Source organism: Streptomyces sp. NPDC007157 (assembly GCF_040634235.1).
In the GTDB taxonomy this organism is placed as follows: domain Bacteria; phylum Actinomycetota; class Actinomycetes; order Streptomycetales; family Streptomycetaceae; genus Streptomyces.
The window spans coordinates 1-15,749 of record NZ_JBEYFE010000022.1 but is presented as its reverse complement, the minus strand read 5'-3'; the positions used below and the strand labels follow the sequence as shown (position 1 = coordinate 15,749).

Sequence of the window (15,749 nt, the reverse complement as noted above, 5' to 3'; positions counted from 1 at the left end):
CCATCGCTCTCACCAGCCCAGTTCGTTCGCGGTTGTCTCGGCTATCGCGGGCGAGCAGGTCATACCGCGCCCGCCGGGCCCGGTGACCAGCCACACCCCGTCGGCCACCTCCTGCCGGTGCACCACCCGGGTGGTGTCGGTGCACTGCGCGTACACCCCGGCCCAGCGGTGCCGGATGCGCGGCAGCGGCCGGCCGAGGAGGGACTCGACGACGCCGGTGAGGTGCTCGTAGGGCTCCTCGACGGTGTCGAAGGCGAAGGGGTGCTCGTACTCGTGGGTGTCGCCGATGGTCAGCCCGCCGTCGGCGCGCTGCACCATGAGCAGCTGCATCCGGTGCACGGCCGCGGTCTCCGACTGCGGCCGGCCGGCGTTGAGGGCGTCCAGGGCCGGCGAGGCGTAGGCCGGGTAGTAGCGGAAGCTGTCGGCGTCGGCGACCGAGGTGGGGAGGGGTTCGCCGAGCGGGTCGGTCTGCATCATCTGCAGGCGGACCCGGCGCACCGGCAGGTCGGGGCCGGCCAGTTCGCGGACCAGGCCGCCGAGCCAGGCGCCGGTGCACAGGACGACGGCGTCGGCGTGGTGGATGTCGCCGTGGTCGTCGCGGACCGTGCCGGGGCCGGTCACCTCGCGGACCTCACGGCCGGGCAGGAAGGTGTAGTTCGGGGACTTCAGCAGCTCGGCGCGGAGGGCGAGCTGGGCGGTGCGCGGCTCGACGGCCGCGTCCCGCTCGCAGTGCAGGGCGGCGTCGAAGGCGCCGCGCAGGGCGGGGTTCAGGGCGCGGGCCTCGGCGGCCGTGAGCAGCTTGTGGCCACGGGCGGCCGCGTCCGCGCGGGCCACGGCGGCCTCGGCGACGGCGAGTTCGTACGCGCCGCGCACCGGGGTCAGCGACCCGTTGGCGCGGAAGCCGAGCGCGGGCACCCGGCCGCCGATCTCCTCCCACAGCTCCCGGGCCCGCAGCGCGGTTTCGAGCTCCGCTCCGCCCGCGCGCCCACTCACCCAGATCTGCCCGAAGTTGCGCAGCGAGGCGCCGCGGGCCTCGGCCTCGCGCTCGATCTGCACGACCTCGTGGCCACGTTCCACTGCCTGCCAGGCGTGCATGGTGCCCACCACGCCTGCTCCGACGACTGTCACTCTCACGACCGCAACGCTCCTCGCGACTCGGGAACCGGAATGGACCGGCTGACAACGAGAGCGTGAACTGGTCATCACGTTTGGGCTAGACCCGTTATCTTTTCGTGATATTCAGAGAGGGTCGAAAGAGGTGCGAATCGGTACTTCTCAGCCGCCCAGATGGGCGGTGAACGAGAACCGGTCCCCCCGGTACAGCGACCGCACCCGCTCCAGCGGCCGCCCCTCGGTGTCCCGCGACACCCGGTGGATCAGCAGCATCGGCAGGGCCGGCGGGGTGCCGATGAGGAGGGCCTCGCGCGGGGTGGCCAGCACGGTCTCGATGCGCTCGTCGGCGTCCCCGAAGCCGATGCCCTTCTCGTGCAGGTAGCCGTAGAAGGAGGAGTCGGGCTCGAAGTCGGTGTCGAGCAGCGGCACCCGGGCCACGGCGACATACGTGCTCTCCAGGCCGACCCGCTCGTCGTCGGCGAGCAGCACGCGCTCCAGGTGCCAGACGGGCTCGCCGCGTTCGAGGCCGGTCTCGGCGGCGAGGGCGGCCGGGCAGGGGAAGCGGTCGAGCGTGACCAGGCCACGGCCGGGGGTGCGCCCCTGCCGCCGTACCCCTTCGGTGTAGCTGGCGAGGGAGAGCGGCTGCTCCAGCTTGGGTCCGGCGACGACCGTGCCACGCCCCTGCCGGCGCAGCTTGCCCTCCAGCACCAGCTCGCGCAGCGCCTGCCGTACGGTCTCGCGAGCGACGCCGTACGCCTCCGACAGATCGCGCTCGGTGGGGATGACATGGCCCTCCCCCAGATCGCCGACGAGACGGTCGATCTGCGCCTTCACCGCGTAGTACTTCGGGATGCGGCCGTGCTCCGGGATGCCGGAGCGGACGGGGGCGCCGGGGGCCTGGTCGTTCGGGTAGTCCACGGAGGGATCGTCGCAGACGGCGCTTTCATCGCCGGACAGGGGGCGCGGGGCCAGGGGCGCGGGAGCCAGAGCGCCGTGGGGGCCAGGGGGCGTGGGCCACCGCTCAGCGCCGCCTGCGGGCCAGCAGGAACGCGGTGCCTCCTACAGCGAGCAGGGCGACGGCGGCCGCGAGCAGCCCGTGGGCCAGGTCGAGACCGGTGCCGGCCAGTTCGCGGGCCCGTTCCCCGGCCTCCTCGGCCGCTGCGGCGAAGGGCAGGGCGCTGCCCGGGGAGGCGGTGGAGGTGCCCTCGGGGGTGACCCCAGGGGTCGGCCCCGGGCTCACATCGGGGCTGCTGCCGGGGCTGGCGTCGGGCCTGCCGCCGGGGCTGGCGCCGGAGCTGGCGTCCGGACTGGCCTGCGCGGAGGTCCCCGGGGAGATCCCCGGGCCGACCTCCGCGCCGATGGAGGGCACGGCGGGGGCGACGCTCGCGGGCGGCGGTTCGCCGCCGATGCCGAAGCGGTAGTCGTTCGACTCCCCCACCCAGTCGCCGTCCGACCCCCGCCGTTGCACCACGGCCGCGTTGGCCGTGACCGCGTCCGGCCCGGCGTCGGAGGTGACGGCGAGTCTGACCTTGACCGAGACGGTCGCCCCGGGCGCCACCGTGAGCCCCGGGAAGCCGTCCCCGTCGAACACGCCGACCAGCTCGGACTCGTCGGTCTTCGTCAGTGGGACCGGGCGGGTGCGCGGGCCGTCGTAGAACTCCAGCTCGGCCTGGGACGGCTTGAGGGCCCGTTTGTCGTCGACGAGGACGACGACCGGGTGGATGTCGGTACAGGTGCGGCCGGTGGTGTTGGTGAGGTCCAGGTACCAGGTGCCGTAACCGCCGCCGGCCTCGTAGGACGAGGGGCCGTCGTGGATGCGGGTGGCGAGGGGGAAGCCCTGCTCGTCGGCGCCCGCGCAAGAGTCGTCGGCGGGGGCGGTGGTCCCCGACGACGACAGGGGCGCGGCGGTCGCCGACGGCACGGGGGCGAGAACGGCGGCTGCGGCCACGCAGAGGGACAGGGACGTGCTCAGTCGCATGATCATGTGATCATGCCGGGCACCACCGGGACCGGACCGATGCCACTCCGCGAGGGCACACCAACTCCGCTCGATCAGCCCCCTGCCGACAGCAACCCGGCGTCCACGGTCAACCGTCCGCTGCCCGCCGTGAGCCGCCCGCGGTCACCCGTCCACGGCCCGCCGTGAACCGGCCGCGGTCACCCATCCGCCGGCCGCCGAGAACCCGCCCGTCACCCATCCGCCGGCCGCCGTAAGCCGCCCGCAGTCAACCGTCCGCTGCCCGCCGTAAGCCGTCCGCAGTCGGCCGTCCGCGGTCAACCGCCCGCGGTCACCCGTCCGCGCGGCCGAACAGTGGGGCGAGCAGCAGTTGGGCCGCGCCCTCCGCGACCCGCCGGTCGCTTCCGGGGGCGAGCCGGACGGGGACGGTCGTCCCCAGGCTGCCCTCCCGGCGGGCGCGGGCGTCGAGGACGGCGGCGACCCCGCGGACGAAGGTCTCCGGGGCGGCCGCGACCGTACGGCCGCCGAGCAGCACGAGGTCGATGTCGAGCAGCGCGGCCAGGTTCGCGGCCCCGGCGCCCAGCACCCGCGCCGCCTCGTCCGGGTCCGCGCGGCCCACCGCGGCCAGGCACAGCGCCTCGATGCAGCCCCGGTTGCCGCAGTGGCACGCGGGCCCGTCCAGCTGGATGACCTGGTGCCCGAACTCCCCCGCCCCGGTCCGCGCCCCCCGGTGCACGCTGTCGCCGATCACCAGTCCGGCGCCGAGGCCCGTACCGAGGTGCAGATAGGCGAAGGAGCCGCCCTCGCCGCCGACGGCGAGTCCGAGGGCGGCCGCGTTGCTGTCCTTGTCGACGACGACCGGCACCCCGAGCCGCTCCGCGAGCGCGTCCCGCAGCGGGAAGCCGTCCCACTCGGGGAACCCGGTGACCCGGTGCAGCACCCCGTGGATGTGGTCGAGCGGCCCGGGCGCCGCGACGCCGACCCCGAGGACCTCCTCGGGCACCTCCTCGCGCAGTTCGCCGACCAGCTCCGCGGCCGCGCCCAGCACGGCCGCCGCACCCGCGCCCAGGTCCAGCGCCCCCTGCCGTTCGCCGACGACCGTGCCGTCGAGGTCGACCAGGACGGCACGCAGCTCGTCCCGGTCGAGCTGCAGCCCCACCGCGTGCGCGGCCTCCGGCACCAGGCGCAGCACGGTGGCCGGCTTGCCCCCGGTGGACGCGCGCCGCCCGGCCTGCGCCGCGAGGCCCTCCTCGCGCAGCCGTGCGGTGATCTTGCTGACCGCCTGCGGGGTGAGCCCGGTGCGCTCGGCCAGTTCGAGCCGGCTGATGCCGTCCTCCCCCGCCGTGCGCAGCAGGTCCAGCACCAGCGCGGTGTTGTGACTGCGCACGGCGAGCAGATTCGCTCCGGCCGCGCCCGGGCGTCCGCTCCTCGTCCTGTTCACGCCACTCATTCTCCCTGCCGCTTGCACTTTGGCAACAGCGTTGCCAAAGTGGGAGGCATGACAGCTGCCACTCCCCTCCGCGTCGGCCTCATCGGCTACGGCCTCGCCGGATCCGTCTTCCACGCCCCCCTGATCGCCGCCACCGAGGGCCTCGCCCTGGACACGGTGGTCACCTCGAACCCCGAGCGGCAGGCGCAGGCGAAGGCCGAGTTCCCCGAGGTCCGGACCGTCGCCGCCCCCGACGAGCTGTTCGACCGCCCGGACGACCTCGACCTGGTCGTCATCGCCTCCCCGAACAGGACGCACGTCCCGCTGGCGACGACCGCGCTCAAGGCGGGCCTGCCGGTCGTGGTCGACAAGCCGGTGGCCGGCACCGCGGCCGAGGCGCGCGAGCTGGCCGCCCTCGCCGAGGAGCGCGGCCTGCTGCTCTCGGTCTTCCAGAACCGCCGCTGGGACAACGACTTCCTGACCCTGCGCAAGCTGCTGGCGGAAGGCGAACTCGGCGACCCCTGGCGCTTCGAGTCCCGCTTCGAGCGCTGGCGCCCGCAGCCCAAGGGCGGCTGGCGCGAGTCCGGCGACCCGGCAGAGATCGGAGGTCTCCTCTACGACCTCGGCAGCCATGTCGTCGACCAGGCCCTGGTCCTCTTCGGCCCGGCCACCGAGGTGTACGCCGAGTCGGTCGTCCGCCGGTCCGGCGCCGAGACCGACGACGACACCTTCATCGCCCTCACCCACGCGAGCGGCGTCCGCTCCCACCTCTACGCCTCGGCGACGGCGGCCCAGCTCGGCCCGCGTTTCCGGGTGCTGGGCTCGAAGGCGGGTTACGTCAAGTACGGCCTGGACCCGCAGGAGGCTGCGCTGCGCGAGGGCGAGCGCCCGGGTGCCGGCTGGGGTGCCGAGCCGGAGTCCCTGTACGGCAGGATCGGCGCCGGGGAGTCCCCGGTCACCGACGGCGGCCGTGCCGTGCCGACGCTGCCCGGCGACTACCCCGCGTACTACGCGGCCGTGGCCGGGGCCCTGCGGGGCGACGGCCCCAACCCGGTGACCGCGCTGGAGGCGGCCGCCGCCCTGGACGTACTGGAAGCAGCCCGCCGCTCGGCGCGAGACAAGGTGACGGTGACCCTCTGATGCACCACCCGCAGATCACCCCCCGGTCCACCCCCGAACTCACCCCGTCGGTGGAGGAGCTGGAGAAGCAGGAACGCCTCCTGGTCTTCCGGCAGTTCACCCACGACGACGCGTGGGCCCTCGGCTCCCTGCTGGTGGAGATGGCACGGGAGCGCCAGGCCCCGGTGGCCATCGACATCCACCGCGCCGGCCAGCAGCTCTTCCACGCGGCCCTGCCCGGCTCCACCCCCGACAACGACGCCTGGATCACCCGCAAGCGCCGGGTGGTGGAACGCTACGGCTCCGCGTCCTACCTGGTGGGAGCCCGCTTCCGGGCCAAGGGCACGACGTTCGAGGAGTCCTCCCGCCTGGACCCCGACGCGTACGCGGCCCACGGCGGCTCCTTCCCGATCACCGTGGAGAACGTGGGCGTGATCGGCTCGGTGACGGTCTCCGGCCTGCCCCAACTCCATGACCACCGCTTCGTGGTGGAGGCCCTGGAGCGCTTTTTGGAGGCGTAGCCGACAAGAAGGGGGCGCGGGGAACTGCGCGACCAGCCACATCCGGCCCGCAGCCGAGCGACCTGCGCAGTTCCCCGGCCCCCCAGCGAAGCGCCTACGCGTCTTTGAACTCCTGCCGCTGACGACCGAGCCCCGCGATCTCCAGCTCCACCACGTCGCCGCCCCGCAGGAACGGCTTCGGCTCGGGCGCCCCCAGCGCAACCCCCGCCGGAGTCCCCGTGTTGATGACGTCCCCGGGGTAGAGCGCCATGAACTGGCTGACGTACCGCACGACTTCCGCGACCGAGAAGATCTGCTCGCCGGTGGTCCCGTCCTGCTTCAGCTCGCCGTTGACCCACAGCTTCAGCGACAGCTCCTGCGGATCCCCGACCTCGTCCGCCGTGACCAGCCACGGCCCGAACGGGTTGAACGTCTCGCAGTTCTTCCCCTTGTCCCAGGTCCCGCCCCGCTCGATCTGGAACTCCCGCTCGGACACGTCGTGCGCGACGGCGTACCCGGCGACATACGCCAGCGGGTCCTCGTCGTCGGCCAGATAACGGGCCGTACGCCCGATGACGACGGCGAGTTCGACCTCCCAGTCGGTCTTCACGGACCCGCGGGGGACCAGCACCGTGTCGTTCGGCCCGACGACCGTGTCCGCGGCCTTGAAGAAGATCACCGGCTCGGCCGGCGGCTCGGCCCCGGTCTCGCGGGCGTGGTCGTGGTAGTTGAGCCCGATGCACACGATCTTGCCGATCCGCGCCAGCGGGGGCCCGATCCGCAGCCCGTTCGCGTCGAGCGCGGGCAGTTCGCCGGCGTCGGCCGCGGCCCGGACCCGCCCGAGGGCGGCCCCGTCGGCGAGCAGGGCTCCGTCGATGTCGTCGACGATCCCCGACAGGTCCCGCAGGACCCCCTCGGCGTCGAGCAGAGCGGGCCGCTCCGCTCCCGCCGTACCGACTCGCAGCAGCTTCATGGTCGTCACCATCTCCCTTGATAGCGGGCGCCCGGCCGATGGGTGCAGCCATCGGAGGACTGGTCGATCCTCCGAGATGCGGGTGCAGCGGGCAATACCCTGTTCACGTACTGGACCGTACTCCCGCCCTCATCGATACAGCACGGCGCGCTCGACGGCACTCCACGTCGTGCTGGTCACCACGTACAGCGCGGCGGCCAGCGGCACCACGGCCACGGTGCACAGCGTGAGGTACGACAGGTACGGCGTGACCTTGGTGACCGCGCCCAGACCCGGCAGTTGCTCGCCTTCCCCACCATTCAGGACCGCCCCCGCCGCCGTCCGCCGGGTGCGGAGGAAGGTGAAGGTGGCGACGGCGGCGACCAGGACGAACAGCCCCAGATAGACCGGACCGGCAGCCCCGAACCCGTTGCCGAGGACGTCGACTCCCCGCCCGCCGAGCGGGGCACCCAGCAACGAGTGGTTCAGCAAACCGTTGTCGTGACCGCCGATCGTGGAGTTGGAGAAGAGGTGGTACAGGAGGAAGAACGCGGGCAGTTGCAGCAGTCCGGGCAGGCAGCCGGACAGCGGGGACACCTTTTCCTCCGCGTGCAGCTCCAGCACGGCCTTCTGCAGCGCCTCCTGGTTCTTCCCGTGCTTCTTCCTCAACTCCGCGATTCTCGGCTGGAGCGCGGCCCGGGCACGCTGACCGCGGGCGGCGGCACGGGACAGGGGATGCACGAGCAGTCGTACGAGCGCGGTGAACAGGACGATCGCGGCGGCGGCCGCGGAGGCATGGAAGAACGGCTGGAGCAGGTCGGCGAGTTGCTCGACCAGGGCAGCGAAAACGGACATGGGTGGGAGCCCTCCGGGGGTCTCGTCGTGCCGTGGGTGAAGAGGTGGGACGGCATGACGACCCCGCGCGAGGACACCCCGGCCGGGTGCGGACGGATGTCCTACGCGGTGGTCGCCCGGAGGGCGTGCCCGGGGGCTCGGGGGCGGCTGCGGCCCTTGGCGTCCGGGTCGCGTTGCGGCAGGAAGGCGGTACGCCGGGCCCGGTCGCGTATCGCCGTGCGGACCCGGGTGGGCGGCACGGCGGGTGCGGAGCGCGCGGCGCGGAAGGCGGCGACGGCGAGGGCCGAGCCGGCGGCGGCGGTCGCGGCGAGCGCGACGGTGGTGAAGAGGCTGCCGGAGTCGAGCAGCAGCAGGTCGAGCAGGAGGAGCAGCAGGAGGGCGGCAGGACGGGACGGGAGCATCCAACGGCTGTTCACGCGCATGCCCGCTCCCCCCTCCCCGTGGTCACTCCCGTTTATACATGATCGGTTTCCAGCGGCTCCAGGAGCCTCTTGGGCTTCAGAAGCGCCCGGCTGACCGGATCCGCCGGGTCGGGGTCGAGTCCCGGTCCCGGCGTAATGAGAACGTCGGCGACGGGCACGACGGTTCCGCACGCGGGACATTCGCCGTACGAACCGAGTTCGGTGCCGCAGTCCACGTGCCGGAAGTAGCGCAGCCGGCGGTCCATGAGGTGCTCGCGCCCCCAGACGGCGAGGGCACGCAGGGCCGGCCACAGCTCGGTCCCGCGCTCGGTGATGACGTACTCGTCCCGGGGCGGCGACTCCTGGTACCGGCGCTTCTCCAGGATGCCCTCCTCGGTGAGCGTCTTGAGGCGGGCCGACAGGACGGCGCGCGGGATGCCGAGGTGGACGAGGAAGTCGTTGTAGCGCCGGACGCCGTAGAGCGCGTCGCGGATGACGAGCAGGGTCCAGCGCTCGCCGACGACCTCCAGCGCGCGGGCGATCGAGCACTCCTGCGTCACATAGTCCTTGCCCAGTGCCATGGGACCACCTTAGTCAGCTCCTCGAGCATAGGTTCATTCATCGAACCTACCGTGCTACGGTACCACCATGGCTGAGTTCAATGAACGAACCCTCACTGGGGTCGAAGCGCCGAGTGCCCGGCACAGGCCCGCGGCACCCCACCCCGACACGACGCCCCGGGCCCGTGCCACCCTCGCCCTGACCAGCGCGGCCACCGCCGTGAGCCTGATGACGTACACCGCGCCCGTGGTCACCCTCCGCGACACCGCGGCCGACCTGCACACCCCGCTCTCCGCCCAGGCCTGGCTGATCAACGGCACCCCGCTCGGCCTGGCCGCCCTCCTCCTGGTGGCCGGCAGCCTCGCCGACGACTTCGGCCGCCGCCGGATCTTCCTGCTCGGCACGCTGACGCTCGGCGTCACCACCGCCCTCGGCGCGTTGACCGACTCCACCTGGCTGTTCACGCTGGCCCGTGTCGCCCAGGGCGCGGCCAGTGCGGCGATCCTGGCGAGCAGCCTCGGCCTGCTGGTGCACGCCTTCCCGAGCCCACGCGGCCGACTGCACGCGACGGGCGTGTGGGGCGCGTTCGTCAGCGGCGGTATCGCGACGGGCCCGCTGCTGGCAGCCGTGCTGCCCAACTGGCGGGTGGCCTACGCCGTCCTGGCCGCGGCGACGCTGCTGGTGGCGGCCCTGTCACCACGGGCGCTCACCGAATCCCGCTCCCCGAGAGGCGGCCGCCCCGACATCCTGGGCGCCCTCACCTTCGGCCTGGCGCTGGTCTCCCTGGTGGCCGCGCTCACCCTGGGCCGGGACGGCTGGCTGCGGCCCGAGGTGGGCCTGCTGTTCCTGGCCGCGGTGGTCCTCATAGCCGTCTTCGTCCTGGTGGAGCGCCGCACCACGACCCCCATGATCGACCTGAGCCTGCTGCGCCGCCCGAGCTTCCTGGCCTCCTCCGCCGGCGGCCTGTTCACGGGCTTCGCGGTGATCGGCCTCTTCAGCTTCCTGCCGGTCCTCTTCCAGCAGGTGCTCGGCCTGACCCCGCTGGACACGGCATGGCTGTTCCTGCTCTGGTCGGGCCTGTCCTTCGCGGTGGCGCTCCAGGCCAAGCGTCTGGCCGGCCGCGTCCCGCCCCGCCGGCAGCTGGCGGTCGGCTTCACCCTGCACGCGGCCGGCGTCCTGACCATGCTCGGCGCCATCGACTCGGGCTCCTGGCAACGCCTGCTGCCGGGCCTGGCCCTGGGCGGCATCGGCAGCGGCCTCCTGAACGCCGCCCTGCCCCTGCTCTCGGTCGAATCGGTCCCGATCGCCCGTGCCGCCATGGGCTCCGGCGCCCAGCAGACCTTCCGCTACATCGGCTCCTGCGCCGGCGTCGCCCTCACGATCGCCATCGTGACCTCGTCGGACGGCGGCCCGGGCCACGGCGCGAACACCGCCCTCGCGGTGTCGGCGGGGCTGGCGCTGCTCGCGGCGGGGGCGGTGCTGGGGCTGCGGGAGCGGGAGCACTAGAGAGGGCGGTACGACACGGCCCGGGCGTCCGCGTCGACACCCGCCCGGTCGGACCCCACCGGACCGGAACGGCGGGCACCGAGCCGGGCACCGGCGGCACGGAACCGGATCCCGGACTCCTCCCGCCCGAGCAGCACGTCGTACCCGCCCTCCGCCACCGCGGAGACCCGCACCTCCTGGGCCTCCGTGGCCCCCCACCCGGTGACCCGTGGACCCTCGACTCCCGTGAACACCACGTGGAACGCGAACCCCTCGCCGCCCGCCCTCCGCTCGAACCCGAGGGTCACCGAGTCCTCGCGCTCGTCGAGATGGACGTAGGACAGGGACCAGTCGTGGGCATCGAGGACCTCCCTCCAGTCAGTGCTCATAGAAGGTCCTCTCATCGGTGGCGGGAAGGAAGGTGTGCAGCCGCGAGTCGACCTTGCCGACGAACCGATGAGGCCCGCCGTCGTCCCCGCCGCTCCCGCGTCGGAACGCACTCACGTGCCGCACGGTCGCCCTCTCGTAGCACTCGAACCGCAGATCCACGCCTCGCCCCAGCACCTCGACCCGCATCCGCCGCAGACCGTCGTCCCCGACCGGAACCATCCGCACGTCCCCGAGCACCGGCGGCGCCCACTCAGCCACCGCGATCGGCTCCACGGCGAGGAACTCCAACTGGCACTGCACGGTGTCCACATCGCCCCACTCCGCGGGCGGCGTCCGCGGGAACCCCGGCAGATCGACCCGCAACCGCACGGTCGGCCCACGCCAGTTGAGGTTGACGGAACGGATCCGTACACCGGCCAGCGCATCGGGGAGCCCCTCCCCGTAGAGGGACCGCAGTGCCTGCGGGTTCACGAGGTGGTCATCGAGGGCCACGAGGCCACTCCCTTCTCGGAGATCCCGGACAGCGATCTGTGCCGTGCATACGAGGATCCGGCACCCGGTCCGCCCACCTGGACGCTCCTGCCGGCGCACCTCACTGAAGGCTGACGCGGTGTCCGTGTGCGGGATCCCCCAAGCAGACGAAGACGAGGAGCGAGCCGCCTCGCCCGACCACCACCCGCGTGGGAGTCCTGGCAGCGGCTCCTTCGGCACCGGCCGAGGTGGCCTCTCCGAGCGGCGTCCAGCTGCCCCGCACCCCTTCCCACTCCGCCGAGCCGATGGCGAGGAGAAGCTCCATAGGACTGCCGCAGGAACAGACCAGCTCCTGGGGACCCGTCACACCCCATCGGGCGAAGCCGCCCACCTTCCAGCCGGGAGCCACGGCGAAGTCGGCGTCGTAGCCGGTCTTCCGGTGACCGGCCAGCTCGGGGAACTCGGCCTCGATGTCCAGGGGGCGGGGAGGCGTGGTGCGGGGCATGAACGTCCGCTCGCCTAAATCCCTTCCGGGAGCGCGGCAAGGAAATTCTCCACATCCGGTTTCACATAGCTCGACAGCTCGGTCATCATGGCCACGGCCGCTTTGAGTTCGCGGGCGAGTTCAGGATGTTCCGCCCACACGACCGGGTTCCTCGTGACCACCGCGTACAGCAGGTCACCGTCGATGAAGCCACCCGCGGCCGCCCTCTCCCGGAGGATCTCCACGGCCGGCGGAAGAAGCCACGGCAGGCCCACATCCTGTCCGATCAAGCGGCCGAGCTCATGCGGCTCCAGAGTTCCGACAGGCCGCCGTCGCCACTCGTAGACGTTCTTGACCAGTGACGTCGTGTCCGTCGGCGGGTCGCCCCAGCGTTCGCCGTCCAGTTGCTCAAGAGACTTGGTGCGATCGAAGGGCTGGGGCACGGTCGGATCCTCTCGTGGCACGCCCACCGGAGCGGCCGGGCTGTTACGTCGTACGGTGATCACGCTACGTCCTGCTCGTCCTGACGTCACCGATGGCCTATGGAGTGCAGGAAGCCGTTCAGTCGGTCGAGTTCCTCAATGGTTTCCTTCCGCTTCTTCAGCAGAACCTCCATACCACGATCGGTGATGGAATCCGGCGGGTTTCGGATCTCCCTTTCGAGAGCCAGCCTGACATTGTCAAGGCCGCTGCGCGCCTCCTTCAATTCCTGAATGTGATTGAAGGGCGTGCCGTTCGCCTTCCGAGCCACGACCTGCCCCTGCGCTTCGAGGCGAGCGGCGTTGTAATGATTGTGATTCGGCTGAGAATTGATCTCACCGAGTGGGTCCTTCTTGATGTTCTCCAGTTTCCGCAGCGCTTCCATCGTCTCCGCCCGCAACCCCAGTTCCCGACACTGGGGCGCAAGGCCCAACGGGTCGGTCCATGTCTGGGGATTGTGGACGTAGGTGTTGGGGTTCGGCGCCGGAAGCAACCCGAGAGGGTCGGGGGTGAGGTAGCGGGCGCTCTCGGGGTCGTAGTAGCGGAGGTAGTTGTAGTGCAGGTCGGTTTCAGGGTCGTGGTACTGACCCGGGAACCTGAGCGGCACGTAAGCCGTGCTGTTCGCCGTCCACGCGGCCTTGCCCCACAGAGTGGATCGTGTGCGCCAGGCGACGGCGCCGTCCTCGTCAAGCAGTTCCGTGGGCGAGCCGACGAGGTCGGTGACGATGGCGAAGAAGCGTGCGTCGATCTCTTGCTGAGGGGCTTCGGCGAGACGTGTTCGTTCGCTTTGGGTGAGGGGGAGCAGGCCGTCGTGGTCCCAGGTGAGGGTTACCTGGTGGGGCGAACCGGCGACAGTGGTGGTCTGCTCGCACAGCGTGCTTCCGTCCCAGGCGAAGTCGACCCGCTCCACGACCGTCGTGCCGTCGCTCCCGAGCTTCTGCTTGGAAGTACGGCGGCCCAGAGCGTCGTAGAGGTAGCGCCAGAGCGTGCCGTCCGGTGTGACGACGCCGACGAGCCGGTCCTCGGCGTCCCAGGCGTAGCGCCACGTGTCCGGCTTCCGCGACAGCCTCGTCTTCTGGCGCAGGACGATCCGGCCTTGAGCGTCGTGTTCGTAACGGACGCGGCCGGCGCGGGTGATGCGCCCGCCCTCATAGGCCCGTGGTCCGGCGGCCTCGTGGCCCGGATGCGTGTCCGGCCATTCCGCCACGGTCAGGTTGCCGGTCTCGTCGTACGCGTACCGCTCGGTCCATCCTTCCGCCCGGACTGCGTTGACACGTCCCATGACGTCCAACGTCATTCGGCGGCTGCCATTGAGGTGGTCGTCCAGTTGTTCGAGGTAGCCGTCCGCCCGGTAGCTGTAGCCTCGTTCCTGGACGACCCGACCGGCGGCGCCCGTGACGGCCTGCCGGCTGAGCCGGCCCATCTCGTCGTAGCTGGTGGACACCGTGATGGACGCACCGACCCGTCGGGCGCGTTCCCGGCCGGCGGCATCGTGTTCGAAACCGACCGTGCCGCCTGCGGTGACCAGGGTGACGAGGTTGTCCGCGGCATCGTGCGCGAAGGCACTCACCGCGCCGGCGGGGGTGACCCGGCTCGTTCGGCGACCGAGCGCGTCGTACGTGTACTTCGTGGTACGCCCGTTGACGGTCTCGGCGGTCAGGTTGCCGCCGACGTCGAAGTGCCGGCTGACCGAGGAGTCCGGGCCGACGGCTTGTACGAGTCGCCCGGCGGCATCGTAGGAATACGTGGTGATCAAACCACGTATGTCCTTGCGGACGACCTGGCCGAGCGCATCGCGATCCAACCGGATCGCCTGACCGAGCGCGTCGCCCCGGGCGGCGAGCCGGCCGGCCGCATCGAGGGCATAACTGAGCGTACGGCCGTCGAAGTCGGTCTCGGAGATCACGCGACCTGCGGCATCGAAAACGTAGCGCCATGTACGACCTGCGGGATTCGTGACCTGCGTCAGGCGCAACTCGGTGTCGTAGGCGTACTCGTAGCGCGTCCCGTCGGGATCGACACGCGCCGCCATCAGGTCGAACTCGCCGTATTCGAAGCGGGTGGTCGCTCCGGTGGGGCCGATGTGGACAGTGAGGTTGTCCTCGCCGTCGTACTCCCAGGACTCCGCGCTGCCGTCGGGCATGGTCCGACGCACCGGCTGTCCTTCGACACTCCAATCCAGGTGGGTCGTCGCATTCGCGGGGTCGGTGATCGCGACGGCGCGACCGAACGCGTCACGCTGGTAGGAGGTGACGTTGCCGAGGGGATCCCGGATCTGAAGCGGCAGTCCCGCCGGGTTGCTCCGAACCGATGTGGTGTGGCCCAGCGCATTGGTGATCGACGCCAGGTGACCCGAGCGGTTGTAAGTGAACCGAGTCGTCGCTCCGTTCGGCTCCGTGACGGCCACACGGTTCCCACGTTCGTCGTAGGCGTTGCGCCACATCACACCGTCCGAGTCTGTCACCGTCTCGACCAGTCTCAGGGCGTTGTACGTGGCCGCCGTCTCCGTACCGTCGGCGCGGACGACCCTGATCACATTGCCGGCGCTGTCGTAGCGCAGCTCCGTGCTGCTCCCCGTCTGGTCGGTGAAGAACCTGAGCTGCAGCCGGTCGTCCCACTCCTGACGGACGCTGTCTCCGAGGGGGTCGGTCTCCCGCACCAGCCGCAGGTTCTCGTTGTGTTCGTAGACGCGGGTGTGGCCGAGCGAGTCGGTGACCCTGGTGGTACGGGCGGCCTCGTCGTAGCCGAGGGTGGAGGCGAGGGCGCCTCCGGTGCCGCCGGTGGCGATGACCCGGCCCCGGTCGTCGTACCGGTACCAGTACGTGGTGTCGTTCCGGTCGGTCCAGGAGGTGACGCGGCCCTCGGTGTCGTAGGTGTACCGCATGGGCAGGCCCGAGGAGTTGGTCTCCTCGGTCAGGTGGCCGTGCTCGTCGTATCCGAAGCCGAGCAGGGTCGTACCGCGCCGGTCCGGTCGCACGGGGTCGACAAGGCGCAATCCGGTGATGCGGGAGCGGGCCGGGTCGTGGTCGAGGGCGATGCGGTAGCCGCCGGAGTGCACGACGGCGCCGGGGATGTCCGCTTCCTTGTACTCGACGGTGATGCGGTTGCCGTTGCGGTCGAGGATGTGCTGGAGGGGCAGGTCGACGGCGGTGTCGTCGGCCGCGGCGACCGGTGAGTGGAAGACGTGGACCAGGCCGGTGTCCGGGTCGGTGACACGGACCGCGCCGTCGATCTCCTCGTCCCAGGACAGGGTCAGCCGGGAGCCCGACGTCAGCGGGTGCACCGGGCCCGCGTTCTCCGAGTCCAGCGGCGGGAAGCACAGGCGGGCGCCGTCCGCCGCCGCGTACACGAAGCCTTCCTCGTCCGCCTGGACGCGCTGGTCGAGCGTGGAGGCCCAGGTGGGCCCGAACCAGCCGCCGAAGCGGTACGACGAGACGTGCGTACGCTCCAGGAGCAGCGGCAGCACGCCCGGCAGGGACACGTCGGTGCGGGACAGCGCCATGTCCCCGGTGGCCACGTCGATCGGGTCCCGCACGAACGTCTTGACCATGT

Annotated in this window: 16 protein-coding genes; 3 read left to right on the top strand and 13 right to left on the bottom strand. The window is 71.7% G+C overall.

What is annotated here, in order from left to right; translation table 11 throughout:
* Nucleotides 1-9: 9 nt before the first annotated feature.
* From ABZ642_RS32700 to ABZ642_RS32685, 4 genes are all read right to left on the bottom strand, one after another.
* A complete protein-coding gene (locus tag ABZ642_RS32700) occupies nt 10-1,134 on the bottom strand; it encodes a TIGR03364 family FAD-dependent oxidoreductase (protein ID WP_360490441.1) in 1,125 nt (374 codons plus the stop codon).
* Between the two features lie 141 nt (nt 1,135-1,275).
* Entirely contained in the window at nt 1,276-2,031 is a 756-nt protein-coding gene (locus ABZ642_RS32695) for a GntR family transcriptional regulator (protein WP_360490439.1), read from the bottom strand.
* 103 nt (nt 2,032-2,134) lie between these two features.
* Nucleotides 2,135-3,091, bottom strand: a complete 957-nt coding sequence (locus ABZ642_RS32690; protein WP_360490437.1) for a hypothetical protein — start codon at nt 3,089-3,091, stop codon at nt 2,135-2,137.
* A gap of 310 nt (nt 3,092-3,401) precedes the next feature.
* Complete coding sequence (locus ABZ642_RS32685) at nt 3,402-4,520, bottom strand: ROK family transcriptional regulator (protein ID WP_360490435.1); 1,119 nt, start codon at nt 4,518-4,520, stop codon at nt 3,402-3,404.
* A gap of 48 nt (nt 4,521-4,568) precedes the next feature.
* On the opposite strand from ABZ642_RS32685, the gene ABZ642_RS32680 reads away from it, so the two are divergent.
* Together ABZ642_RS32680 and ABZ642_RS32675 are read left to right on the top strand one after the other, a co-directional pair.
* Nucleotides 4,569-5,639, top strand: a complete 1,071-nt coding sequence (locus tag ABZ642_RS32680; RefSeq protein ID WP_360490433.1) for a Gfo/Idh/MocA family oxidoreductase — start codon at nt 4,569-4,571, stop codon at nt 5,637-5,639.
* Nucleotides 5,639-6,139, top strand: a complete 501-nt coding sequence (locus tag ABZ642_RS32675) for a heme-degrading domain-containing protein (protein WP_360490431.1) — start codon at nt 5,639-5,641, stop codon at nt 6,137-6,139. The genes ABZ642_RS32680 and ABZ642_RS32675 overlap by 1 nt, the downstream gene beginning before the upstream one ends.
* Before the next feature lie 94 nt (nt 6,140-6,233).
* Here ABZ642_RS32675 and ABZ642_RS32670 read toward each other — a convergent pair whose 3' ends face one another.
* The 4 genes from ABZ642_RS32670 to ABZ642_RS32655 all read right to left on the bottom strand — a co-directional run bounded on the left by ABZ642_RS32670 (nt 6,234) and on the right by ABZ642_RS32655 (nt 8,907).
* Complete coding sequence (locus ABZ642_RS32670) at nt 6,234-7,091, bottom strand: fumarylacetoacetate hydrolase family protein (protein WP_360490429.1); 858 nt, start codon at nt 7,089-7,091, stop codon at nt 6,234-6,236.
* Between the two features lie 129 nt (nt 7,092-7,220).
* Nucleotides 7,221-7,925 carry a membrane protein insertase YidC gene (gene yidC, locus ABZ642_RS32665; RefSeq protein ID WP_360490427.1) on the bottom strand — a complete coding sequence of 235 codons (705 nt, stop codon included), beginning with the start codon at nt 7,923-7,925 and terminating at the stop codon, nt 7,221-7,223.
* 101 nt (nt 7,926-8,026) lie between these two features.
* The gene (locus tag ABZ642_RS32660) at nt 8,027-8,347 is read right to left on the bottom strand and encodes a DUF6412 domain-containing protein (RefSeq protein ID WP_360490425.1); all 321 of its coding nucleotides are present in this window, start codon (nt 8,345-8,347) and stop codon (nt 8,027-8,029) included.
* A gap of 32 nt (nt 8,348-8,379) precedes the next feature.
* Entirely contained in the window at nt 8,380-8,907 is a 528-nt protein-coding gene (locus ABZ642_RS32655; protein ID WP_360490423.1) for a helix-turn-helix domain-containing protein, read from the bottom strand.
* 67 nt (nt 8,908-8,974) lie between these two features.
* Here ABZ642_RS32655 and ABZ642_RS32650 point away from each other — a divergent pair, with 67 nt between their 5' ends.
* Nucleotides 8,975-10,393: an MFS transporter gene (locus ABZ642_RS32650; RefSeq protein ID WP_360490421.1), complete on the top strand. Its 1,419-nt coding sequence runs from the start codon at nt 8,975-8,977 to the stop codon at nt 10,391-10,393.
* Here ABZ642_RS32650 and ABZ642_RS32645 read toward each other — a convergent pair.
* From ABZ642_RS32645 to ABZ642_RS32625, 5 genes are all read right to left on the bottom strand, one after another.
* Nucleotides 10,390-10,761, bottom strand: a complete 372-nt coding sequence (locus tag ABZ642_RS32645; protein ID WP_360490419.1) for a hypothetical protein — start codon at nt 10,759-10,761, stop codon at nt 10,390-10,392. The genes ABZ642_RS32650 and ABZ642_RS32645 overlap by 4 nt on opposite strands.
* A complete protein-coding gene (locus ABZ642_RS32640; RefSeq protein WP_360490417.1) occupies nt 10,751-11,254 on the bottom strand; it encodes an Imm50 family immunity protein in 504 nt (167 codons plus the stop codon). Before ABZ642_RS32640 ends, ABZ642_RS32645 begins: the two co-directional genes overlap by 11 nt.
* A gap of 100 nt (nt 11,255-11,354) precedes the next feature.
* Nucleotides 11,355-11,738: a hypothetical protein gene (locus ABZ642_RS32635; RefSeq protein WP_360490415.1), complete on the bottom strand. Its 384-nt coding sequence runs from the start codon at nt 11,736-11,738 to the stop codon at nt 11,355-11,357.
* Nucleotides 11,739-11,752: 14 nt separating this feature from the next.
* Complete coding sequence (locus ABZ642_RS32630; protein ID WP_360490413.1) at nt 11,753-12,223, bottom strand: contact-dependent growth inhibition system immunity protein; 471 nt, start codon at nt 12,221-12,223, stop codon at nt 11,753-11,755.
* Nucleotides 12,224-12,246: 23 nt separating this feature from the next.
* The coding region (locus ABZ642_RS32625; protein ID WP_360490411.1) for a polymorphic toxin type 28 domain-containing protein at nt 12,247-15,749 on the bottom strand (3,503 nt) is incomplete at its 5' end.